The following is a 21,248-nucleotide window of genomic DNA, read 5'->3' as shown; positions in this document are numbered from 1 at the left end:
TTTTCGAAAATGAGCCGTGAATCTGGCTCGTCACGAGCGCGAGAGGCAGCAACGTATCGCCGCGGCTTTGTTAACGGGCGCTTAATTGAAAACTTGAGAGGCGGTCGATGCGTGTGGCGATGGAGAATCGGCCCACGTCAGCGATCTCGATCATCGGGAAGACAGCAAACCTGCGCGTGCGCGGCATCCCGTATGCGACGCACGCGTGTGCAATGCGATCATCACGAATGGAGGGAACGATGCTCACCCAGCGTACGAAGGACATTGTCAAGGCGACGGCTCCCGTGCTCGCCGAACACGGATACCCGATCATCCAGCGCTTCTATACGAGGTTGTTCGACGCGCATCCGGAGTTGAAGAACGTGTTCAACATGGCGCACCAGGAGCACGGGCAACAGCAGCAGGCGCTCGCGCGCGCCGTCTACGCGTATGCGGAAAATATCGAAGACCCGGGCAGCCTGTCTGCCGTGCTGAGAAACATTGCGAACAAGCACGCGAGCCTCGATGTGCGCCCGGAACACTACCCGATCGTCGGCGAGCATCTGCTCGGCGCGATCAAGGACGTGCTGGGCGACGCGGCCACCGACGACATCATTTCGGCCTGGGCGCAGGCCTACGGCAATCTCGCGGATGTGCTGATGGGCATGGAAAGCGAGCTGCGCGAAGAGACAGCCACCCAACTGGGCGGCTGGACGGGCTGGCGCACGTTCGTCGTGAAGGAGAAGCGCTCTGAAAGCAGCGTCATCACGTCGTTCGTGCTCGAGCCCACCGACGGCAAGCCAGTCGTCAACTTCGAGCCGGGCCAGTACACGAGCGTCGCGGTGCGCGTGCCCGCGCTGGGCCTTCAGCAGATTCGACAGTACAGTCTGTCCGATATGCCCAACGGCAAGACATACCGGATCACCGTCAAGCGCGAAGCGGGCGATGCGCAACGGCGCGAGGGCTACGTGTCGTCGCTGCTGCACGAACAGGTGAAGGTCGGCGACGAGCTGCAACTGGCCGCGCCCTACGGCAACTTTCATATCGACGTCGATGCGAAGACGCCGATCGTGCTCATCAGCGGCGGCGTCGGTCTCACGCCGATGATCAGCATGCTCAAGCGCGCGATCCAGGACCCGGGACGCCGCGTCGTGTTCGTGCATGGCGCGCGCAACAGCGCCGTCCACGCGATGCGTGACAGGCTGAAGCAGACGGCCGCGACGCATTCGAACTTCCGCGCGATCATCTTCTACGATTCGCCGTTGCCCGCCGACGTGCAGGGACGGGACTACGACCATGCCGGCTTCATCGAACTCGACCGGATTGCGAGCGAGGTCATGCTGCCCGACGCCGATTACTACATCTGCGGGCCGATTCCGTTCATGCGCATGCAGCACGACAAGCTAAAGAGCATGGACATCCACGAATCGAAGATTCACTACGAGGTGTTCGGGCCGGACCTGTTCGCCGAATGAATCGCATCGGCCATCGGCTGCGATAACGCGCTACACATCGCATTACCCGTCGCGCGGCGTGACGAACGTCGCGTCGCGCGACGGATTGCGCGCTAGTGCGCTGCTTCAGCGGGCCGTTGCCTGAACACCGACCCGCAGACCAGAATGAACACGACGAGCGCAATCGACGCGTGATAGCGGCTCATCGCAAGACCGCCGTTGGCGATGGGCTTGTCAAGAAAGTCGCCGACCACGGCGCCGAGCGGCCGGGTCAGGATGAACGCGGCCCAGAAGAGCAGCGTGCGCGGAATCTCCGTTGCGTAATACGCAATGACGAGCGCGAGCAGCAATCCGCCGAAGATCAGCGCGGCACCGGAATAGCCGACACCTGCCGTGTCGGCCGTCCAGTCGCCCAGCGCGGTGCCGAGCGTCTGCGAGAACATGATCGTGACCCAGTAGAACACTTCGGCCTTGCTCGACGACACTGTCGTGACGGACACCGACCCCATCACGCGATACCAGACGAAGAGCGAAGCGAGCAGCAGGAACACGAGCAGCGTGCTGCCACCCGCATAACCGATGCCGAGCGACCGGTCTACGAAATCCGCGAGCGTCGTGCCGACCGTTGTGGTCGCGATGATCGTGACCCAGTACAGCGCGGGGCTGAAGCGCTCCGCTTTCATTTGCGCAACGACCGCTACGAGAAAGATCGCGGCGAAGATGATCGTGCCGATCAGATAACCCAGATTCATCGACATCGAGACGGCATCTCCGCCCGTTTCGCCGAGCGTCGTTGCGGCGATCTTGATGATCCAGAACGCGAGTGTGACCTCGGGAACCTTGACTATGGCGTTATTCGTTTTTTCCATGGCTTTAGCGTGAAATCCAGTTGAGACATGGTGGTTGAAATTGCAGGAATCGCCGGCTGATCGCGCCGATTGCATGTCGAACCCATGCGCAAATCGGCGGCCTGCCAGCGGCACAAGGCGACAGGCTAGCGATGTTTTCTTAACAAACCCTTAGTGTCGCGATGTTGTCGCTATGTGTTGGCGAGGGGCACACCGCTTGCTCGCCGAGAGCACGCTCTTGTTTCAAAGAGGTGATGACTCATGAACCCATCCACGAGTTCGGCCGACGGCGCATGCTACGAGTATCACGGCTATACGGTGACGGTCGGCGCGACGAGCCAGGACGGTGAGAACTGGCTGCCCGCGATCGATGTCGAACGCAACGGACAACGCGTGGACCTCGACGCGCCAGAAAGCGCTGTCCCGTTTTGGGCGACGCGCGCCGAAGCGCTTCGCGCGGGCATCGAACGCGCGCGCTATCTGCTCGACCGGCGCGATGGCCTGCTCGACGACCGCAATCCGGGCCGCCGGGGCTGATTTCAATCGATGCGATCCGATGCACTACGCTTTCAGCGCATCCTTCGATTTCGCCGCGAGCAACGGCAACTCGCGCACTCTCACGCCCGTCGCATCGTAGATCGCATTCGCAAGCGCCGCAGCGGCGGGACCTTGCGCCGCTTCTCCGACGCCGAGGAAAGGCAAGCCGGGACGATCGATCAACATGACCTCGACGTGCTTCGGCACCGATGAAAACCGCATGATCGGATACGTGCTCCAGTCGGCGCTCGTGATGCGCTCCTTGTCGAAGCGCGTCTCTTCGAACAGCGTCCAGCTGCTCGTTTGCAGGATACCGCCTTCGATCTGATTGCGCACGCCATCGGGATTGACGATCTGTCCGCAATCGACTGCGGCCACCACGCGTTCGATGCGAACGTCGCCCGTATCGCGGATGACGGTCACGTCCATCGCGATCGCAAGGTACGCCATCAGATTCTTGTATTGAGCGAACGCGAAGCCGGTGCCGCGCGGACTGGTGCCCGTTTTCTCCACGCGTGTTGCGCGCGGTTGCCAGTCGAATTGTTTGGCCGTCGCGCGAATGACGTCGAGCGCGCGCGGATCGTCGAGATGCTTGACGCGAAACGCGACGGGATCGGCATGCGCCGCGCCGGCGAGTTCGTCGATGAAGCTCTCGATCGCGAAGATGTTCATGTGCGCGCCGAGCGAGCGCATCGCGGACACGCGTATCGGCATGTCGGGCAGAAAGTGATGCTGCACGTGCAGGTTCGGCGCGCGGTAAAGCGGAATGCTGTTGCGATCGCCGCCGCCTTCGGGCATCGGAATCGGCTTCGGCGGCGCGGGCGTGAACGGATGCTCCAGCAGTTGCGCGGCCAACAGACGGCCCGCATTCTCGATGCGGTTGTTGTGCGTGTTGCTCCACAGTTCGTAATGCCAGTCGACGATCGCGCCACTATCGTCGAGCGATGCGCTTGCATCGACGGTCATCGCAGGGCCGAAAGGCTCCCACATGTGTTCCTGCTCGCGCATCGACTGCACCCGTACGGGACGTCCGGGCAGTTCGAGCGCGATCAGCGCGGCGTCGGCGGCGACGTCGTCGGCACCGTTGTGGCCATAACAGCCCGAGCCTTCGACGTGAACGCAGCGCACCTTGTCGCGCGGCATCGAAAGCAATTCGGCGAGGCCCGCGCGCAGCGGATAGACACCCTGCGTGTGGGTCCACACCGTCATCATGCCGTTGTCCAGATGAGCGACCGCACACGACGGCCCGATCGATCCGTGCGTCAGATAAGGCCTCGAATAGCGGGCCCGCAGTGTCGTCGCGGGCGCGGTGGAGGACGCGTGTCGATCGGCCACGCCGATTTCCTGCGCCGGCAGGCTCATCAGCACGTCGTGAATCTTCGCGGGATCGGGCAGCGGTGGCCCGGCGTGCCATTGCGCGGCGAGCATCAGCTCGCGCATCGCGACGATCGCGCGCCATTCGTCATCGGCGGCCACGGCGAGATAGCTGCCGTTGCGCACGACCTTGACGACGCCGGGCAGCGCTTCGACGCGCGTGGTATCGACGGAAGCGAGCGTCGCGCCATAGGCCGGCGGCCTGACGACGCGGGCATGCAGCATTCCAGGCAGACGCAGGTCCTGCACGTAGCTCGCGCCGCCCGTCACCTTGGCGGGGATATCCACGCGCGGCAGCGTGCGGCCGATCACCGCGTAACGCGCCGGCGCCTTCTTCGGCGCATCGGGCTGCGCGTTCCGATGCAGGTTCGCATGGCGGACGGCTTCGCCATACGTGACGCGGCGCCCATCCGCCGCGACGATCGCGCCATCGCGCGTCGTCAGTATCGATGCGTCGACGCCCAACCGCGACGCCGCGCTCGCGACGAGCAGCGCGCGCACCTGAGCCGCCGCGTTGAGGATCGCGGTGCCGCTGTCCGCCATCGTGTGGCTGCCCGCCGTATAGCCCTCGTTCGGGGTCGCGCCGGTGTCGGCGGTGATCAGGTCGATCGCGTCTGGCGACAAGTCGAGTTCTTCTGCGGCGAGCTGCAACAGGGCCGTGCGCACGCCCGTGCCGAGTTCCGCCTTGCCGGTGCATGCGCTCACGCGGCCATCGGGATCGATCTTGATCCACGCGTCGAGCAACGGCGTGGTCTTGAGGCTGCCGGGCAGCTTCGGCGCGCTCGCGCTGAAGCTGCCCGCTTCCGTCGTGGTCTGCGCGAGCGCGGCCGCGCCGGGCACGATCGCGAAGCTCACCATCAGCGAGCCGCCGACGAGGAAGCGGCGCCGTCCCGCATCGCTTGGCGCGCCATCTGAAGCGGCCATATAGCGGTGATCGTTGCTCATGACTTCGCTCCGTCGTTTGCCTGCGATGGAGGCGCGGCCACTTCGCCGATCGCGGCCAGTATCCGCATGTGCGTGCCGCAGCGGCACAGGTTGGGCTGCATATGGCGGCGAATCTGTTCGTCGGTCGGATGCGGCGTGCGGTCGAGCAGCGTCTGCGCGCGCATGATCATGCCCGCGATGCAGTACCCGCATTGGGCGGCTTGCTGATCGATGAAGGCTTGTTGCAGCCGTCCCGGATGTTGCGCCGTGCCGAGCCCTTCGACCGTGCGCACCGGCCGCTCGCCGACGGCCACGACGGGCATCAGACACGAGAACACCGCTTCGCCGCCGACGCTGACCGTGCATGCGCCGCATTGGCCGAGTCCGCAGCCGAACTTCGCGCCGTTCAGCTGCAACTGGTTGCGCAGCACATAGAGCAGCGGCGTGGACGGATCGACATCGAGTGTGTGACTGACTCCGTTGACGTTGAGCGTGATCATCGTTGTGGGCTTTCCTTTCGAAGACGGGCGACCGCGTCGGCATCGAGCGAGGGCCACGCGCCGCGTGCGGTGAAGCGCGTGCGCGTGTAGTTCGCGAGCTCGGCGATTTGCGCATCGGTGAAGGTGCTTGCAAAGGGGGGCATGAACTGCGCCGACGCGCTGTCGTCCCAGTCGATTCCATCGAGGATGATGCGGACCATGTTGCGCGGGCTATCGGCGTTGACGGCCGTGCCCAGCGACAGCGACGGATGAGCCGGGCCGCCCGATATCGGCGCGCTGTTGCCGTGGCACGATGCGCAGGCCGCGACGAACAGGCTCGCGCCGTTTCCGGGCTGGGCCGCGACGCTGACGCGAGAAACAGAAGAGTTGGGAGAAGCGGCGGCATCGCCGGGCGTGGCGCGCGTATTGGACTGCAACGCAATCAGATACGCAGCGATTGCCTGAACGTCTTCTGCGGAAGCGTCGGCGAGCAGGCGCGTGACAGCGCGCATCGGACCCGCAGACGCGCCGTGTTCGCTCGCGAAGCCCGTGCGCAGGTAGCTGACGAGCTGCGCTTGCGTCCAGGGCCTGGGACGCGTCGAGAGATTCGTCAGCGCGGGCGCATCCCAGCCTTCCATCGTGCCGCCTTGCAACGCGCTGTCGCGTCGTTCCGCGCCCAGGCGGTTGAGCGGCGTGTGGCATGCGCCGCAGTGCCCGACGCTGTCGACGAGATAGCGCCCGCGCGCGGCTTCGGGATCGGCAGTGCTCGACGATGATTCGTCGGGACCGGGATGCAGATACAGCAAGTTCCACGCGGCCATGATCGGCCTGAAGCCGAGCGGAAACTGCAACTCGTTTTTCGGCGCGCGTGCGTTGACGGGTTCGCGGCTCATTAACCATGCATAGAGCGATGCGATATCCGCATCGCTCATGCGCGTGAAGTGCGGATACGGAAACGCCGGATAGAGCAGATGGCCATCGCGCGAAACGCCGTGCCGCATCGCGCGCGTAAATGCGTCGAGCGACCAGCGGCCGATGCCCGTGTCCTTGTCGGGTGTGATGTTGGTCGAATAAATGACGCCATACGGCGTTTGCAACGGCAGTCCGCCGGCGAACGGTTCACCGTCGGGCGCGGTGTGGCAGCCGATACAGTCGCCGATTGCCGCGAGATTCGCGCCGCGCGCCACGGCCGCTGCATCGCCGGCGGGCGACGAGGGCATCGATACGGGTTCGAGTCGCGATTGCCATGCATGCGCGGCGCGGCCACCGTATGCAGCCGCGAGAGCAAGAACGATGATGGTCGCGCCTGCAACGAATATGCGTCTACCTTTCATCCCGCCTCCAGTGCGCAGCATGCTGCGTTCGAGGAAACGCTACCTATGATGCCTGAGGCGAGGAGAAGTATCTGCTGACGTCGAAGTTCTTTGCGCTGATGCGTGTCCGCATCTGCTGGCGGTTCGCGCCATTTGCGCTAGTGGCTCGCCCCGGAGGAAGGAGCATCGCTTGCGGCAGTTGAAGGGGAAGCGGCGACGGACCCCGGCTGCGTATTGCCGGGGCGCGTGCCGGCCGCCGCAATGCCGCCGCCTGGCGCACGCATGCTGTCGTTGCCCGCTTCGTGGGCCTTCTTGCACGCGGCCGTGCCGAATGCAAGCGAGGCGACCGCGAGCGCAACAGACAGAAACCGTTTCATGTTTTCTCCTCGCGCTATGCCGTGTGGCGTGAGATCAATCGCAGCAGACAACGTACCCGATCGAGCCGCGCTCGCCCGGTTCGACAGGATTGACGGCCTGTTGAATGCTTCGGGCACGTGGCGTGCATCGCGCAGCAGTGAGGACCGCAAATCCAAGGGCAAAGGGTCTGCAAGACGATGCAGCGCGGATCGCGTGGGTCTGACCGGCTCATGCGGATGTGTCGTCGACGCATCTTTATCTTCAGCAAAAGGCGTATTCATGGCTTCGACCACTTCAACATATCGATCGAGATTCGCGGCGGCGGTTTTCGATCTGCTGAATCCGATCCCGTATGGTCTCTTCGTCGGCACATTGATTTTCGATGTGACTTACGTGATCACACGCAATGTTTTCTGGGGCAAGGGCGCCGCGTGGCTTGTCGCGGCGGGACTCTTTTTCGCCATCGTTCCGCGCCTGATCAATCTCTGCCACGTATGGATTCCATCGCGGCATCGGGCGACAGGGGTGATGAGGGCGACAGGCATCGAGAGACTCGACTTCTGGTTGAACCTGCTCGGGATCGTCGCGGCGATCGTCAATGCATTCGTTCATAGCCGCGATGCTTATGCAATGGTTCCGCTGAACGTGATCCTGTCGGTGATCACCGTAGTGTTGCTGAGCATCGGGCAGATCGCACTCGCATTCGATAAGGTCGGTTTCAGGGAGACGGCTCATGAATAAGCGCATCGTGAGCAGCGTCGTCGCAATCGCGCTCGCGGCGCTCGCGAGCGGATGCAACGAGCAGGCAACGTATGACCCCGAGCATCAGGCGGGAGCCAATCCGCCGCTGCCGGCCGTGCGTAATTTCTTCGCCCCGCCAATGCAGGTGCCGAAGTACGTCGGATGGCAGAAGGGCGCAACACCGAAGGTGGCTGACGGCCTGAAGATCGAGGCAATTGCATCGGGACTCGTGCATCCGCGCCAGGTCTACGTTCTCCCGAACGGGGATATTCTCGTCGCGGAATCGAACAGTCCGAACGAGGAGGCCGTGACCACGCCGAAGCAGCTGATCGCCGGCATGATCGAGGGACGTTCGGGCAAAAAAGCGAAAGGCGCGAATCGCATCTCGTTGCTGCGAAAGCGTGCGGACGGCAGCGGGCAATGGGACAAATATCTGTTCATCGATCATCTGCATTCGCCGTTCGGCATGCAGCTCATCGGCGACACGCTCTATGTGGCGGATACCGATGCGATTTTGAAGTACCCGTACAAGTCCGGCGAGACCAGCATTTCGACTCGCGGCGTCGAGCTCACCGATCTTCCCGACACGATCAACCATCACTGGACCAAAGCACTGCTCGCGAGCCCCGATGGCAAGAAGCTGTATGTCGGCGTCGGCTCGAACAGCAATGTCGGCGAGAACGGCCTGGACGTCGAGTACCGGCGCGCGGACGTACTCGAAGTCGATATCGCGACGGGCGGCAGCCGCATCTACGCGGACGGAATACGCAACCCGACAGGTCTGCAATGGGAGCCGAAAACGGGAAGGCTTTGGGCGATTGCGAACGAACGCGATGAGATTGGCGCGGACCTCGTTCCCGACTACCTTACCTCCGTGCAGGAACACGGCTTCTATGGCTGGCCGTACAGCTACTACGGCCAGCATGTCGACCGGCGCGCGCAGCCGCAACGCCCCGACCTCGTCGCAAAGGCGATCAGGCCTGACTATGCGCTCGGCTCACACGTCGCGGCGCTCGGATTGCTTTTCTATACGGGAAATGATCTGCCCGCGCAGTATCGGGGCGGCGCGTTTATCGGCGAGCACGGCAGCTGGGACCGTTCGCCGCTCAGCGGTTATGCCGTCGAGTATGTCGCGTTCGAAAACGGCAAGCCTGTCGGCGAGCCGAAGCCGGTCGTTACCGGCTTCTTCTCCCGCGACGAAAAGCAGCTATATGGCGCGCCCGTCGGTCTCGCGCAGGATCGCGACGGCGCGCTGATCATCGCCGACGATGTCGGCAATACCATCTGGCGCGTGACAAAGGCAGGTGGCTAGCTGGCGACGCAAGCACGCTTCATCGTTCATATCGTCGACGTTGCGCGCCCTGCACATCGAAAATGGATGGAGTAGTCTGTCGGCTCGGCATTCCGCCTTGCGCCGCATCGCACGATGTGGACGCGCATCATCGTCCAGTCCGGTTCATTACGTTCAACGCGGTTCATTCATCAATGAGGACAGCATGGAATATCGTCACCTCGGCGCATCGGGATTCAAGGTTCCGGTACTGAGTTTCGGCACGGGAACGTTCGGAGGAAAGGGCGAACTCTTTCAGGCATGGGGAGAAACGGACGTCGCCGAGGCGCGCAAGCTTGTCGATATCTGTCTCGACGCCGGCGTGACGATGTTCGACAGCGCCGACATCTATTCGAGCGGCGCGTCGGAGTCCATCCTGGGCGAAGCGCTCAAGGGGCGGCGCGACAAGGTGATCGTCTCGACGAAGGCCACTTTTCGTTTTTCCGAGAGCGACCCGAACGATGTCGGCTCGTCGCGCTTTCATCTGATCAAGGCAGTCGACGCGGCATTGAAGCGTCTGCAAACGGATTACATCGATCTCTTCCAGTTGCACGGCTTCGATGCGAAGACGCCCGTGCAGGAAACGCTTTCGACGCTCGACGATCTCGTGCGCGCGGGCAAGATCCGCTACACGGGCGTGTCGAATTTCTCTGGCTGGCACTTGCAGAAATCGCTGGATGTAGCGGACCGTTACGGCTATCCGAGGTATGTTGCGAACCAAACCTACTATTCTCTGATCGGCCGCGACTACGAGTGGGAACTGATGCCGCTCGGCATCGATCAGGGCATCGGCGCAGTGGTGTGGAGCCCGCTCGGTTGGGGCCGCCTGACGGGGAAGATTCGCAGAGGGCAGCCGTTGCCCGCGCAGAGCCGCCTGCACAAGACGGCCGATATCGGTCCGCCCGTGCCCGACGAGTACCTTTATCGCGTCGTCGATGCGCTGGACGATATCGCCAAGCAAACCGGCAAGACCGTTCCGCAGATCGCGTTGAACTGGCTGTTGCAGCGTCCCACTGTTGCGACGGTGCTCGTCGGGGCGCGCAACGAGGAACAGTTGCGTCAAAACCTCGGCGCAGTCGGCTGGAATCTCACGCAGGAGCAGATATCTAAACTCGACCAAGCGAGCAAGGTCCGGCCGGCCTATCCCTATTGGCACCAGGAAGGATTCGCGGAACGCAATCCGTTCCCGGTATAAGCCATCCCCAACGCATTCGAGGGAACGCTGCGTCGTTGTCCGAAGCATCTTGCCTTGGCGCGCGCAGCGTAATGTCGAATTGAACGATACTTCGTCGGAGATGCGGCCTTCGAGTGACAGCATCGCCTTGATCGCCGATGCATTGGGCGCGGCGAAAAACAGTTCTATCGCGGGCCTGAGGCGGTTGAAAATACGGCGTGCTGCGTCCGGATGTGGGGCCGCGATCACGGGGAAAATCGGGCGCCGCGTCGCGAGTCGCGCTCAGTAAGTATGATCCGCAACAACGCGGGCCACGGTTTCCAGAGACCGCCTGAGCGTGTCGAGATCGACGGAGCCGAGCGCCAGCCGGATCGCGTGAGGCACATGAGCCGACGTCGAAAACGGCTGGGCCGTCGACACCGAAACGCGCTCGCGCATCAACGCCATCGCAATCGTGTCCGCGCGAACCTCCTGCGGCAGAGGAAGCCAGACGAAGTACGACACGGGATGGCTGATCCGCTTGAGCCGGCCCAGGACTTCGGCGGCGAGGCTTTGACGTATCGTGGCGTCTCGCCGCTTCCCGGCTTCGAGCCGGTCTACCGTGCCGTCCTCCATCCAGCCGCATGCAATGGCCGTCATGGTCGCGGGCGCGTTCCAGGTCGTTGCCCTGATAGTCCGTTCGAGCCCGGGAATCCATTCGCGCGGTGCACGGACGAAACCGACGCGCAACCCGGTCGCGACACTCTTCGACAGGCTCGACACATACACCGTCGTCTCGGGAGCAAGCGATGCCAACGGCGGCGGCGCATCTTCGGCGAGGAATGCATAGGCTGCGTCTTCGATGACGATCAGTCCGTGGTGTCGAGCGAGGGCGACAAGCTCGCGACGTCGCGTCGTGCTCATCACCCAGCCGAGCGGATTGTGCAGCGTCGGCATCGTGTAGACGGCGCGTACTCGCCGTCGCTTGCACAGGGCCGCCAGCGCCTCCAGATCGGGTCCGCGCCCAGCGGCCGGTAGAGGCGCGAGCTCCAGGTGATTGGCCTCGGCGGCCAGCTTGAAGCCCGGATAAGTCAGCGCATCGACGGCCACCACGTCGCCGGGCTCGAATAGCGCCATCGCGGTCGTCGTCAGGCCGTGCTGCGCGCCGCTCACTAACAACGTGGTGTCGACGGTTGCGGGCACGCCCCGGCTCGCCAGGTGACGCGCGACCGTCGTCCGCTCGTGCTCGCGCCCGCCGTGCGGCTGATATCGAAGCAGGGACTCCAGATCACCTGCGGCCGCAAGCTGACGCAGTGCTGCCCTGAGAAGATCGGTCTGGCCCGGCGCGGACGGATAGTTGAAGCTCAGGTCGACGATGTCCGCGCTCCACGCATGCAGGTCGATGCCTTGTCCGCGAGGCAGCGGCTCCTTGACGAACGTGCCGCGGCCAGCTTCGCCGCTCACCAGACCCATTGCTTGCAGCTCCGCGTAGATGCGCGTGGCCGTGACCAGGGCCAGGCCTTCGCGAGCAGCGAGGTCGCGGTGAGTCGGCAGACGCGTCCCGGGACGCAGGCGGCCTGCGCGGATATCGGCCGCGAGGCGATCGACCAGCTCTTTGTAGCGGGGCTGAGGCATGCCTGAATGTATCCATGACAATTATTTGATTGTATTGATTGTCGGCCCTACGATGAAGCGATTCAACGTCGCCACCCGCACGAGGACCGCCATGCATATCGCCATCCTGACCTTTGAAGGCTTCAATGAACTCGACTCGCTGATCGCACTCGGCATCCTCAACCGGGTCAGGAAGCCGGGATGGCGGGTGTCGATCGCGAGTCCGGTTGCGAAGGTGCGGTCGATGAACGGCGTGGTGCTGGAGGCGCAAGCGTCGCTGAAGGACGCTTGCGAGGCCGACGCCGTGCTGGTCGGCAGCGGAATGCAGACCCGTGACGTCGTCAGCGATGCGACGTTGATGTCGCAATTGAAGCTCGATCCGACGCGCCAGCTATTGGGCGCGCAATGCTCGGGCACATTGATACTCGCGAAGCTGGGTCTGTTGAACGGCGTGCCGGCCTGCACGGACCTGACCACCAAGCCGTGGGTCGAAGAAGCGGGTGTGGCTGTGCTGAACCAGCCGTTCGTGGCGAGGGGAAATGTCGCGACGGCGGGCGGCTGTCTGTCGTCGCAGTATCTGGCAGCGTGGTTCATCGCGCGTCTGGAGAGCGTCGAGGCCGCGCGCAGCGCGATTCACTACGTTGCGCCAGTGGGAGAGAAGGAGACGTACGTCACGCGCGCGATGGCGAACATTTCGCCGTTTCTCTGAGGCGTCTCACGCGCCGAGGAGACGCGGCCGATCGCGCGTTGTGCGTATTGGCGAGCGCATCGGTATTGCGACGTTCGCCGATTCACCGCACTCGAGCTGACTCCGCACGCACGGTGGCGGGAACGCGCATCCGGTACAGAGAGACGGCTTGTATCGCGAGCGTGCAGAAAATCGCGCCGCCATATGCGGCAAGCAGATTGAACCGCGTCAACGTCAGGCCGAGCACATAGAAAAACGCAGCGAAGGCGAGAAGTCCCGCCACCATGCCGCGCAATACTTGCTGCGCGGCTGCATGGCCCATCATCCGATGACTGAAAACGGCAAGAATGATCCCCATGAACGGGAAGGATGCGAGCACGCCGCTCGCTTCTGGTCCGACGTAAGGCGCGGTCAACGTCACGCTGACGACGAGGCCGGCAATGAGCGCCATGCGCGTCGGCAGATCCCACCACGGCGCATCGAGCTTGCCGGTTTTTGCCGTCGAATTGGGAATGACGCTGAGCGCGAGCATGGCGGCCAGGATCGCGACAAGAAAGAGGCCCGTTTCCGGTAGCGCGATGTGTTGCAACAGACCGGCGACGATGGAAAACGTCGCGCAAGCGCCAGCGAGTGCCACGGGCCATCCCTGGGCCGCCAGTCTGCAATAGACAAAGCAAAAGGCCGCTTGCGCAGCCGTCGCGACGAGCGACCCCGCCGTGGCCTGCGCGGCAAAGGCAGAGCCATGCTCGAGCGTCAGGAAAAGCGAGATCGGCCCCGACGTGAGCGGCAGCGCGACTACAAGCCCGCCGATTGCCTCGCCCCAGCGGCGAACGGCCATGGATGCACCCAACAGCAACAGCGGCGTAACGATGAGCTTGAAAGCAAGAAGATTCATGATGTGCGAACAATGAAAAGGATGCCGGCCTTGGAGAGATATTGAAGGCCGCCGCCCCGGCTGACAAACCATTTGTCATCATATAATGCGTGAGCGAGACTCACACATATCTATCTATGTTCGACCGGCTTCCCCCTCTGCAAACGCTGCGCGCCTTCGAAGCAACGGGGCGGTTATTGAGCATGACGCTGGCGGCGGAGGAACTGCACGTCACGCATGGCGCAGTGAGCCGGCATATCAAGACGCTCGAAGATCATCTCGGCGTCGCGCTGTTTCAACGCCTGACCCGGCGGATCATCCTGACGGAAGCCGGGGCCGAGTTTCTGCTGGTCGTGACTCGCGCGCTGGGAGAACTGACGAGGGAGGCCGAGCGCCTTCGTGCCCCTGACAATGTCGCGCGCCTGAAGATCAACGCCAGTGTTTCGTTCGCGAACAAGTGGCTCGCGCCACGGCTGCATCGGCTGAAGGCGCTGCATCCGGAACTCGACGTTCACCTCGACGTCACCGATACGTATGTCGATCTCAACGACAGAGAGGTCGATGTGGCGATACGTTATGGGAGCGGTCGCTATCCGCGCGTCCTCGCAGAGCGGATTCTGGAAGAGACCGTGACGCCCGTTTGCAGCCCTGCCTACAGAGAGGAAATGGGTGGATTGCCTTCTGTGGCGAGTCTTGCCGGTTGTACGTTGCTGCACGAGGACGGCATGCTGGCCAACTGGGAGCAATGGTTCGCGCTGACGGGTGTGAGCAGCGTGCGTAGCGATCGCGGTTCGGCGTACAGCCACGGGAGCCTGGCCATCGAGGCGGCGATTCGCGGCGAAGGCGTCGCACTCGGGCGCAGCGTGATCGTGGCGGACGACATTGCAGCCGGACGGCTGGTTGCGCCGTTCCCGCAGTTTCGCCTCAAGGCCGAGCGCGGCCATGATCTCGTCTATCGCATCGGCAGCCGCGACGACCCGAAGGTGTGCGCATTGCGCGACTGGCTCTCTGACGAAATCCGGTTGTTTCTCGCGCGCGCGGGCTGATCGTCGAGCGCTCGCCGGCATGTGACGGGGCGCGCGCCATGGCCTCGCAGCAGTCGAAGTCCGAAGGCTTTTGCGCACCGCAGCGAACGGACGCACACCGGTACCGTAACGAATACGAGGGGCAGGTCAGCCCGGACAACGGACTTCCGCACGCGGATCGTAGCTGGCGCGTTAATCGTTGATTTCCCGACGCAAGAAGACGCGCGGGTATAAAAGGTGCTCACTTCCCTCAGGAGTTTGTTCGCGTGCAGGTTGACGTTCTTTCGTCCGCCTGATCGCGTTGTGAGGCACCCATGGACCGATTGCAAGGCCGGGCCGATAGCACCGGCGCGTGGCCTCGACGCGTGCTGATCGCGCTTTTCGCGGCGGCCTGTCTTTCCTGTGGCGGAGGTGGTGGCGGAATGTCTGATGGCAAGGCATCGGTCGGCGCATCACCGATTCCGTGGACCGGTACGTGGGCTGTTGCACCATGGGCCACCGATGCACCGGGCTTCAACAACCAGACCGTGCGCCAGATCGTGCACACGAGCATTGGCGGGTCTGCTGTGCGCGTGCAGTTGTCGAACCTTTACGGGAGCAAGGCAGTCGTGATCGGCAACGTTTATGTTGCCCTGCGCGACAGGGGTCCCACTACGGTCGCCGGCAGCACCAGAACGATCACGTTCGGAGGCCAGCAAAGCGTGACGCTGCCCGCAGGTGCGTCAATCGCAAGCGATCCCGTTCCATTCGACGTGCCGCCACTCGCGGACATTGCCGTCAGCGTTTATTTGCCCAGCGAGACGCCACCGCGGCCGACGGGTCACGACGATTCGCTACAGGACGTCTATGTCGCGCCGGGCAACGTCGGGGCCGATCCGGGTTTCACCGGCTCCACCACCAACCCTGCCGGTCAGGCCTACTATTTTTTGACGAACGTCGATGTCCAGAACGCGCATGCAACGGGCGCGGTAGTAGCGTTCGGCGCGTCGATCACTCAGGGGCTCAGATCCAGCAGCAATGCCAATCGTCGCTGGGCGAACGATCTTGCCGTGCGCCTGTTCAACGCCGGCATGGCGGTCGGTGTGTTGAACGAAGGAATCAGTGGCAATACTTTCTTTGCGGATGGCGAGGGCGAAGCGGGCCTCAATCGCTTCGATCGCGACGCGTTGGCCCAGCCGGGAGTGAAGTGGGTTATCGTCTCCGACGATGCCGTCAACAACCTCAACACCGCGTCGCCATCCAGCGCGCAGGATCTGATCGGCGCGTTTCAGCAGTTGATCGCCCGCGCGCATCGGGTGAATGTCAAGGTGATCTGCTCCACGCTGACACCGTTTCGTGGCACACAGTTCTGGACATCCGCGGTCGAAGCTACACGCGAAGAGGTCAACGCGTTCGTGCTGAGCCCGACGAGCGGCTGCGATGCCGTGCTGGACCAGGCTCGCGCCGTAAGCGATCCCGCCGACCCAGCCTCCTTCCTGCCGGCATTTAACAGTGGCGATAACTTGCATCCGAACGACGCCGGCATGCAGGCGATCGCCGACGCATTGGACCTCACTAGCCTCAAGTGATGACGCGAACGGCGTCGAACTCCAGGGGCCGCCAATAGTCGCCGCATGAAGCCGTCTTTCCAATGGCGGTCTGATTTCAAGGAGTCAACGGGTGGATGCAACAAATGACTGCGCGAACTTCATTCGCGATCAATACCCGTATCCACCCTGACAAGGCACATAGGCGCGTTGATAGCTGTCGTAGCAAGTCGCCGAAGGCGGTTGCGCATAAACCGGTTGTCCATAAGCGGGTTGCTGATAGACCGGTTGTGTATAGGTGGGCTGGGCAGTCGCAACCGACGTCACGAGCGCCCCCAGCACCGCGCCTCCGATGAGCGCGCCCACGATCGCGCCGCCGTTGCCGCCGCCGTGACCATGGCCCCAGCCACCGCGCCCGTGCGCCGATGCCTGCTGGGTCACCAACAAACTACCGATTACCAACAAGACGAGTGCTGAGCGTTTCATGAGACTCTCCCTTTTTCCGTTTGACGGATTCATGGAGATCATCTTAAGCAGGCGTCGATGAAATAACTTATGCAGTTGGTAACTGCGCATTTCAAATATTACAAGGCCGCGTTTCGGTATTTCATGCAGGTATCCGAATGCGATGCGCGTTTGGGGGCGTATCTGCTTCATCCTGTCGTCTGCATGTCTATTCGCTAAGTGATAAGGATGGCGAATGAAATGATCGACTTCCGAATTACTGCTTTCCCACGATTCGCCATTGGCATATTGATGTGTCCGCCTTAAATCGACTACGCTGCGAGACCTGTATCGTCATAAAGAATGAACTGTCGTGGTGGCTGAGTTAGCTGGCCGTGTTCCTTGCGCGCCGATACCGGACGCGTGCGCGGGGACGGGCTATCCGTATGCGTATTTCTGGTATCTGCAGCACGGATTGCCCGCGCGGCCCGTTAGTGTCCGGGCTCACTCGTTTGGTGGTGAACCTCAACCGCGGGCCGCCACGGTAGCCACAATCAGAGCCGAAAAGACCAGCGCCGGGGCGAGATGCCGGAATGGCTCTCGATTTCGCACCAACGTGAAGAGCACGCCGATCATGATCGTACCGGCCAGCGTCAGGCCTACGACTCTGGTTTGTTGTCCAGGAAGAAGTGCCGCACTGAACAGTTCGAGAGTGCCACATAGCAATCGAAACCATGCCGGATAACCCCAGCGCGCGAAGTCGCGCTTCACCGCGCCGCGTCCTGCGAGATTGACGACACCGGCAACCGCGAACAGAACCGCTACGATCGTCGCGAGAAGCGATTCGACGGATGCACTATTCCATGCCATCGTCATGCTCCGTTGATTTGCTGAAAGTGCGTTGGTGCAGAGAGGTCCGCAATCAGGCCGGGACCATGGGGTTTCCACGCAAGAACGCGCCGGGCATGCTGGCCGCTTACTGTCTGATCGAGCGCCAATGCATCTGCGAACGGTCCAAGCGATTTGCGAGCGTCGTCGAGCGGCCAGAGTTCGAGGCGATCGGCCCCGACCGAGGTCCGAATCGCTTCACCCATTTCGGCGACGGCAACGGCCTCTTCCGCGACCACGTTGAAGATCTGCCCCGTGACCCGATCGTCCCCGCTTGCCGCCTGTTCCACCGCGCTCAGGTACGCCGTGGCGAGATCATCGACGTGAACAGCAGGCCAGTGATTGCGACCATCGCCGACGATCCTCACACTGCCGGTCCGACAGACCATGCCGGCAAGCATGCCGAAGATGCCACCGCCGTAGCCATGCACCATCGCCGGCCTGAGAATCACTGCGGCAATGGCGCGGCGTGCTGCCAGCGCCTGCACATGTTGCTCCACTGCGGGCCGCCACGCGATGAGTGGTGTGGGGTTCAGCGCCGATGCTTCAGTCGCCGGTTCCCCCGCCGTATTGCCGTAGACCCACGAGCCCGACGTATAGACGAACGCCGCGCCCGGATGCAGATGCGAAAGCATCGCTACAGCTGCGGCCTCATCAGCAGCAGCGGCAGAAGCGTCGTTGGTGGACGCGATGTGCAGGACGCCGTCAGCGGAACCGGCAGTGCCAGCGAAAGACTGTGGCTCACGCAGGTCGCCGGAATGCAGTTTCACGCCGAAACGTGCCAGCGTGCTGGCGGCCGCCGACCTGTCCTCGCGCACCAGCGCCGTCACCCGATGGCCGAGGCCGACTGCCTTGCGCGCGACCGCTTGCCCGATGTAGCCCGTACCACCCGTCATAAACAATTCCAAAGCGTTCTCCCAACGAATCGTGCGAGTTGAATAAAGACACAAACGAGACCATTGGGTCTCGTTTTGGCAAAGGTAAACGAGACTGATCAGTCTTGTCAACTGCTCGGCGATCTGGTATTTATTTCGTATGAACGTCTCCTCTCCCCCCAGCTTGAGCCCGCTGCAACGCCGCAAGCGGTCTGCAATCCTCGACGGCGCGAAAAGCGTTTTTTTACGTCAGAGTTTCGATCTGGCAACGATGGACGATGTTGCAGCGGCCGCCGGCGTCGGCAAACAGACGGTCTACCGTCACTTCGGGTCCAAGGAGGCGCTCTTCGTTGGTCTGGTGATCTCGATGTGTGCTCAGGTAGGTGAATTTCTCTCCAGCGCTCTGGACGAGCAGTCCGATGGCTCACCCGACGTCGAGTTGCGCGAGTTGGGATGGTTGCTGGCACGAAGCCTTATCGCGCCGGATAATCTGCGGCTTTACCGGGCCATCGTAGCTGAGGCCGAACGTCTTCCGGAACTCGGTCAGGTGTTTTACGAAAACGGTGCAAAGGTCGTGCGCGCCGTCGCCGCAAGAATCCTGCGAAAGCGATTTGACGAATTGACTGCTGCATTCCGGGCAGCAACATTCGTCCAGTTGGTGCTAGGCGACGCGTATCTGGAACTAACAATTGGCTTCACGGTGCCCGATGTTGAGGCGCGCTTTGCACTGCAGATTGAAGAGGCGGTAGCGGCTGCACTTCGCTAACGAGCGCAGAACAAGATGTTGAGTCGCTGCATGCGGAGCGCAACAGCGTGTCGCGCGGGAAGCAATCGTTCCATTGCTTCCCGGGTTCGCCTGGTCTACGTCGATCACTACCGGCTGCTTTGGCCGACAAAGCAACGCTCACCGTTGCGAATTGAGCGGCCGCTTGCCGAGCGGATCCGACGTCTAACCATTCGAGCATCAGTGCTTGAGATTGTCTCTTGTTGCCCGACCGTACGCGCTCGCCAACGTGGCCGTAAGTCGCCGTACAAAAGCAGTCGCCTTGCGTCTGCGGCTGCCTGTGGCGTCATTGCACCGTGAGTGCAACCGGGCACTAACGGTCCGTTGCGATCGATTCGCGAAGGACCGTTCACAAGAGAAGGATCGCTCTTCGAAGGGCGATTAAAACCGACAACCCTTCTGCCTGAATCATTTGCTACAAGGTCACGTCCGCGATCCTTTCCAGCGCGACGATCCTCGCGGTCGCGCATTTTTCACGGATAGCCTTGAGACGGGCGTACTCTGGCGAGTCATACCAGGCCATCAAGGAATCCATGTCCGGAAACTGAATGATGACGAGCCGATGCGGCTGCCAATCGCCTTCGAGAACTTTGGTCAGACTGCCACGGCCCGAGCACTTTCCGCCGTAGCGCGCCTCGGTAACAGGTATTTCTCGTTTGTATGCTTCGAAAGGGCGGCTTCTTATACGTCGACATCGGCAATAAGGTATGCAGACATGGCGCGATCCTCCTTTTCACGGTAGTCACACCGCTCGTTGTCGCTGATTGATTGTAGCCAACTGGGGCGTCAATCCGCGGGCAGTACTGACTGTCGTGACAGCCGGCGTTGTCGAACAACTGCAATGGCGGAACAGCTGCGGACTGCGGTCAAGTCGAGTATGGACGTTCTACCGAGGGGCGCACTTTTCTGCTTTGGCCAAGGATGCGGCATCTACTTCCTCGCCCATCCAGATGTCCGGCCGTCGTAAAAAAGACCACTGCCCGTCACGGACAGTGGTCTTTTGTTCTCCTGAACCGGCTGGCTAATGAATAAGTCGCACTCCAGATCGCTTTGCGCCTGATTGCGAATCTTGATTGCTGCTATTTGCCGGGTGACACGGTGCTTGGAGTCGCCAGCGTGTTGTTAACGCCGTAAGCGCTAGCGCGGGGCGTCGAACTATCATTCGTGCTCTTTTGCTGGCTCGAGTTCGGCGACGCGGTGCCCATGCCGCTGTCCGAGTTAGTGGCAGCAGGCGTGCCGTAGCTGCTCGTTGTATTGGCTGCGGCCGCCGGTGACACGGTGCTCGGGGTTGCGAGCGTATTGTTGGCCTGCGCGTAAACGCCACCCGATAGCGTGAATGCGGCGACGGCCGCGATTGACGTGATGCTTGCCTTGTTCATGATTCGCTCCTCCTTGTTTGGACTGGAATTCCGACGCAAACGGTCGATCCGTCTTTTCTCAATGGTGCTCGTCGTACGCCGCGGCTCGCGGCGATCAAATCTGCGCGGCCGTTTGCAGTGGTACATATGATGCAGACCGTAGATTGCCGCTGAGGGCCCTCAACGAGACATCGAAGCCGCTCGTCGAAAGAATCGACCGCGCGTGAGTTAGCCCTTGGCAACTGAGCACAAGTTTAGAAAAGCTGTCACGGATAATTAAGCGCATTGTTCGCAAGGGTATATTTCGGCTTTTGAGCGAGAATGAACGATTTAGCCCGCTCGTCGAGCGGGAATCCGTTTCGCGGCAACGAGACCTCGATCGCGTCCCTGCGGAGGGTTTCGTCGACGAGATTGTTGGAGCCGCCTCGCCCGTCGCTCTCCCGCTTCACCGCAATGACGTAGCGATCTCGCTCCTGCGAGTCGTTGCAGAGCGAATAGCTGCGACGCGCGCCGTCGGGCACAACGACGGTCAGGTTCGGCCCCGCTTCGAACGGCGGCAGCGGGGCGCCTGCGGACCGGTTAGCTGAAAGCACCAGATGTCGCGCGCAATTTTCTCCAGGTAACGGGTCCGACATGATGCCGGCTCTGCGCAATCGCGATGACTACGCGTTACCTGTAAAACA

The 21,248-nt window shown here is 62.3% G+C and carries 21 protein-coding genes and 1 pseudogene; 9 read left to right on the top strand and 13 right to left on the bottom strand.

Translation table 11 applies throughout. The features are described 5' to 3' along the window. Positions 1-239: 239 nt before the first annotated feature. Positions 240-1,454 carry an NO-inducible flavohemoprotein gene (hmpA, locus tag AABE10_RS25530; RefSeq protein WP_342936005.1) on the top strand — a complete coding sequence of 405 codons (1,215 nt, stop codon included), beginning with the start codon at positions 240-242 and terminating at the stop codon, positions 1,452-1,454. Between the two features lie 92 nt (positions 1,455-1,546). Here the strand turns inward: hmpA and AABE10_RS25525 are convergent, their stop codons facing one another. Then, complete coding sequence (locus tag AABE10_RS25525) at positions 1,547-2,302, bottom strand: hypothetical protein (protein ID WP_342936004.1); 756 nt, start codon at positions 2,300-2,302, stop codon at positions 1,547-1,549. 240 nt (positions 2,303-2,542) lie between these two features. Here AABE10_RS25525 and AABE10_RS25520 point away from each other — a divergent pair, with 240 nt between their 5' ends. After that, on the top strand, positions 2,543-2,818 hold the full coding sequence (locus AABE10_RS25520) for a DUF6566 family protein (protein WP_342936003.1): 276 nt from the start codon (positions 2,543-2,545) through the stop codon (positions 2,816-2,818). A gap of 24 nt (positions 2,819-2,842) precedes the next feature. Here the strand turns inward: AABE10_RS25520 and AABE10_RS25515 are convergent, their stop codons facing one another. The 4 genes from AABE10_RS25515 to AABE10_RS25500 form a co-directional block, all read right to left on the bottom strand. Then, complete coding sequence (locus AABE10_RS25515; protein ID WP_342936002.1) at positions 2,843-5,137, bottom strand: xanthine dehydrogenase family protein molybdopterin-binding subunit; 2,295 nt, start codon at positions 5,135-5,137, stop codon at positions 2,843-2,845. Beyond that, on the bottom strand, positions 5,134-5,616 hold the full coding sequence (locus tag AABE10_RS25510) for a (2Fe-2S)-binding protein (RefSeq protein ID WP_342936001.1): 483 nt from the start codon (positions 5,614-5,616) through the stop codon (positions 5,134-5,136). The genes AABE10_RS25515 and AABE10_RS25510 overlap by 4 nt, the downstream gene beginning before the upstream one ends. Further along, the gene (locus tag AABE10_RS25505) at positions 5,613-6,929 is read right to left on the bottom strand and encodes a cytochrome c (protein WP_342936000.1); all 1,317 of its coding nucleotides are present in this window, start codon (positions 6,927-6,929) and stop codon (positions 5,613-5,615) included. Before AABE10_RS25505 ends, AABE10_RS25510 begins: the two co-directional genes overlap by 4 nt. 137 nt (positions 6,930-7,066) lie before the next feature. Then, positions 7,067-7,285: a hypothetical protein gene (locus tag AABE10_RS25500; protein WP_342935999.1), complete on the bottom strand. Its 219-nt coding sequence runs from the start codon at positions 7,283-7,285 to the stop codon at positions 7,067-7,069. On the opposite strand from AABE10_RS25500, the gene AABE10_RS25495 reads away from it, so the two are divergent. The 3 genes from AABE10_RS25495 (at position 7,284) to AABE10_RS25485 (ending at position 10,531) form a co-directional block, all read left to right on the top strand. Beyond that, positions 7,284-8,006, top strand: a complete 723-nt coding sequence (locus tag AABE10_RS25495) for a DUF2231 domain-containing protein (RefSeq protein WP_342935998.1) — start codon at positions 7,284-7,286, stop codon at positions 8,004-8,006. The two genes, AABE10_RS25500 and AABE10_RS25495, sit on opposite strands and share 2 nt — an antisense overlap. Beyond that, complete coding sequence (locus tag AABE10_RS25490; protein ID WP_342935997.1) at positions 7,999-9,318, top strand: sorbosone dehydrogenase family protein; 1,320 nt, start codon at positions 7,999-8,001, stop codon at positions 9,316-9,318. The genes AABE10_RS25495 and AABE10_RS25490 overlap by 8 nt, the downstream gene beginning before the upstream one ends. A gap of 184 nt (positions 9,319-9,502) precedes the next feature. Beyond that, entirely contained in the window at positions 9,503-10,531 is a 1,029-nt protein-coding gene (locus tag AABE10_RS25485) for an aldo/keto reductase (protein WP_342935996.1), read from the top strand. 261 nt (positions 10,532-10,792) lie between these two features. Here AABE10_RS25485 and AABE10_RS25480 read toward each other — a convergent pair whose 3' ends face one another. Continuing rightward, positions 10,793-12,124 (bottom strand): PLP-dependent aminotransferase family protein, encoded by a 1,332-nt coding sequence (locus tag AABE10_RS25480; protein WP_342935995.1) that lies wholly within the window; start codon positions 12,122-12,124, stop codon positions 10,793-10,795. A 91-nt stretch (positions 12,125-12,215) separates the two neighbouring features. Here AABE10_RS25480 and AABE10_RS25475 point away from each other — a divergent pair, with 91 nt between their 5' ends. Further along, entirely contained in the window at positions 12,216-12,812 is a 597-nt protein-coding gene (locus tag AABE10_RS25475; protein ID WP_342935994.1) for a DJ-1/PfpI family protein, read from the top strand. Between the two features lie 82 nt (positions 12,813-12,894). On the opposite strand, the gene AABE10_RS25470 is transcribed toward AABE10_RS25475, so the two are convergent. Beyond that, positions 12,895-13,686, bottom strand: a complete 792-nt coding sequence (locus tag AABE10_RS25470; protein WP_342935993.1) for a hypothetical protein — start codon at positions 13,684-13,686, stop codon at positions 12,895-12,897. 116 nt (positions 13,687-13,802) lie between these two features. Here AABE10_RS25470 and gcvA point away from each other — a divergent pair, with 116 nt between their 5' ends. Together gcvA and AABE10_RS25460 are read left to right on the top strand one after the other, a co-directional pair. Continuing rightward, positions 13,803-14,711, top strand: coding sequence for a transcriptional regulator GcvA (gene gcvA / locus AABE10_RS25465; protein WP_342935992.1), 909 nt, complete (start codon positions 13,803-13,805; stop codon positions 14,709-14,711). A gap of 293 nt (positions 14,712-15,004) precedes the next feature. After that, positions 15,005-16,258 (top strand): GDSL-type esterase/lipase family protein, encoded by a 1,254-nt coding sequence (locus tag AABE10_RS25460; protein WP_342935991.1) that lies wholly within the window; start codon positions 15,005-15,007, stop codon positions 16,256-16,258. A 129-nt stretch (positions 16,259-16,387) separates the two neighbouring features. Here the strand turns inward: AABE10_RS25460 and AABE10_RS25455 are convergent, their stop codons facing one another. The 3 genes from AABE10_RS25455 to AABE10_RS25445 all read right to left on the bottom strand — a co-directional run bounded on the left by AABE10_RS25455 (position 16,388) and on the right by AABE10_RS25445 (position 18,456). Continuing rightward, complete coding sequence (locus AABE10_RS25455) at positions 16,388-16,702, bottom strand: hypothetical protein (RefSeq protein ID WP_342936263.1); 315 nt, start codon at positions 16,700-16,702, stop codon at positions 16,388-16,390. A gap of 483 nt (positions 16,703-17,185) precedes the next feature. Continuing rightward, complete coding sequence (locus AABE10_RS25450; protein ID WP_342935990.1) at positions 17,186-17,530, bottom strand: DoxX family protein; 345 nt, start codon at positions 17,528-17,530, stop codon at positions 17,186-17,188. A 2-nt stretch (positions 17,531-17,532) separates the two neighbouring features. After that, on the bottom strand, positions 17,533-18,456 hold the full coding sequence (locus AABE10_RS25445; RefSeq protein ID WP_342935989.1) for an NAD-dependent epimerase/dehydratase family protein: 924 nt from the start codon (positions 18,454-18,456) through the stop codon (positions 17,533-17,535). A 127-nt stretch (positions 18,457-18,583) separates the two neighbouring features. On the opposite strand from AABE10_RS25445, the gene AABE10_RS25440 reads away from it, so the two are divergent. Continuing rightward, positions 18,584-19,189, top strand: a complete 606-nt coding sequence (locus tag AABE10_RS25440) for a TetR/AcrR family transcriptional regulator (protein ID WP_342935988.1) — start codon at positions 18,584-18,586, stop codon at positions 19,187-19,189. A gap of 433 nt (positions 19,190-19,622) precedes the next feature. Here the strand turns inward: AABE10_RS25440 and AABE10_RS25435 are convergent, their stop codons facing one another. From AABE10_RS25435 to AABE10_RS25425, 3 genes and pseudogenes are all read right to left on the bottom strand, one after another. Continuing rightward, positions 19,623-19,856, bottom strand: a complete 234-nt coding sequence (locus AABE10_RS25435) for a DUF1330 domain-containing protein (protein WP_342936262.1) — start codon at positions 19,854-19,856, stop codon at positions 19,623-19,625. A 430-nt stretch (positions 19,857-20,286) separates the two neighbouring features. After that, on the bottom strand, positions 20,287-20,586 hold the full coding sequence (locus AABE10_RS25430) for a hypothetical protein (RefSeq protein ID WP_342935987.1): 300 nt from the start codon (positions 20,584-20,586) through the stop codon (positions 20,287-20,289). A gap of 296 nt (positions 20,587-20,882) precedes the next feature. After that, positions 20,883-21,184: pseudogene (locus AABE10_RS25425) on the bottom strand (oxidoreductase); the annotation flags it as partial. Positions 21,185-21,248 lie beyond the last annotated feature (64 nt).

Source organism: Paraburkholderia diazotrophica, assembly GCF_038900755.1.
GTDB lineage: Bacteria > Pseudomonadota > Gammaproteobacteria > Burkholderiales > Burkholderiaceae > Paraburkholderia > Paraburkholderia diazotrophica_A.
This window is presented reverse-complemented; position numbering and strand designations above follow the sequence as displayed.

Bases quoted from the DNA above. Each gene is read 5' to 3' on its own strand.
- hmpA (WP_342936005.1), top strand. From the start codon at position 240: ATGCTCACCCAGCGTACGAAGGACATTGTCAAGGCGACGGCTCCCGTG.
- AABE10_RS25525 (WP_342936004.1), bottom strand. From the start codon at position 2,302: ATGGAAAAAACGAATAACGCCATAGTCAAGGTTCCCGAGGTCACACTC.
- AABE10_RS25520 (WP_342936003.1), top strand. From the start codon at position 2,543: ATGAACCCATCCACGAGTTCGGCCGACGGCGCATGCTACGAGTATCAC.
- AABE10_RS25515 (WP_342936002.1), bottom strand. From the start codon at position 5,137: ATGAGCAACGATCACCGCTATATGGCCGCTTCAGATGGCGCGCCAAGC.
- AABE10_RS25510 (WP_342936001.1), bottom strand. From the start codon at position 5,616: ATGATCACGCTCAACGTCAACGGAGTCAGTCACACACTCGATGTCGAT.
- AABE10_RS25505 (WP_342936000.1), bottom strand. From the start codon at position 6,929: ATGAAAGGTAGACGCATATTCGTTGCAGGCGCGACCATCATCGTTCTT.
- AABE10_RS25495 (WP_342935998.1), top strand. From the start codon at position 7,284: ATGTTTTCTCCTCGCGCTATGCCGTGTGGCGTGAGATCAATCGCAGCA.
- AABE10_RS25500 (WP_342935999.1), bottom strand. From the start codon at position 7,285: ATGAAACGGTTTCTGTCTGTTGCGCTCGCGGTCGCCTCGCTTGCATTC.
- AABE10_RS25490 (WP_342935997.1), top strand. From the start codon at position 7,999: ATGAATAAGCGCATCGTGAGCAGCGTCGTCGCAATCGCGCTCGCGGCG.
- AABE10_RS25485 (WP_342935996.1), top strand. From the start codon at position 9,503: ATGGAATATCGTCACCTCGGCGCATCGGGATTCAAGGTTCCGGTACTG.
- AABE10_RS25480 (WP_342935995.1), bottom strand. From the start codon at position 12,124: ATGCCTCAGCCCCGCTACAAAGAGCTGGTCGATCGCCTCGCGGCCGAT.
- AABE10_RS25475 (WP_342935994.1), top strand. From the start codon at position 12,216: ATGCATATCGCCATCCTGACCTTTGAAGGCTTCAATGAACTCGACTCG.
- AABE10_RS25470 (WP_342935993.1), bottom strand. From the start codon at position 13,686: ATGAATCTTCTTGCTTTCAAGCTCATCGTTACGCCGCTGTTGCTGTTG.
- gcvA (WP_342935992.1), top strand. From the start codon at position 13,803: ATGTTCGACCGGCTTCCCCCTCTGCAAACGCTGCGCGCCTTCGAAGCA.
- AABE10_RS25460 (WP_342935991.1), top strand. From the start codon at position 15,005: ATGGACCGATTGCAAGGCCGGGCCGATAGCACCGGCGCGTGGCCTCGA.
- AABE10_RS25455 (WP_342936263.1), bottom strand. From the start codon at position 16,702: ATGAAACGCTCAGCACTCGTCTTGTTGGTAATCGGTAGTTTGTTGGTG.
- AABE10_RS25450 (WP_342935990.1), bottom strand. From the start codon at position 17,530: ATGGCATGGAATAGTGCATCCGTCGAATCGCTTCTCGCGACGATCGTA.
- AABE10_RS25440 (WP_342935988.1), top strand. From the start codon at position 18,584: ATGAACGTCTCCTCTCCCCCCAGCTTGAGCCCGCTGCAACGCCGCAAG.
- AABE10_RS25430 (WP_342935987.1), bottom strand. From the start codon at position 20,586: ATGAACAAGGCAAGCATCACGTCAATCGCGGCCGTCGCCGCATTCACG.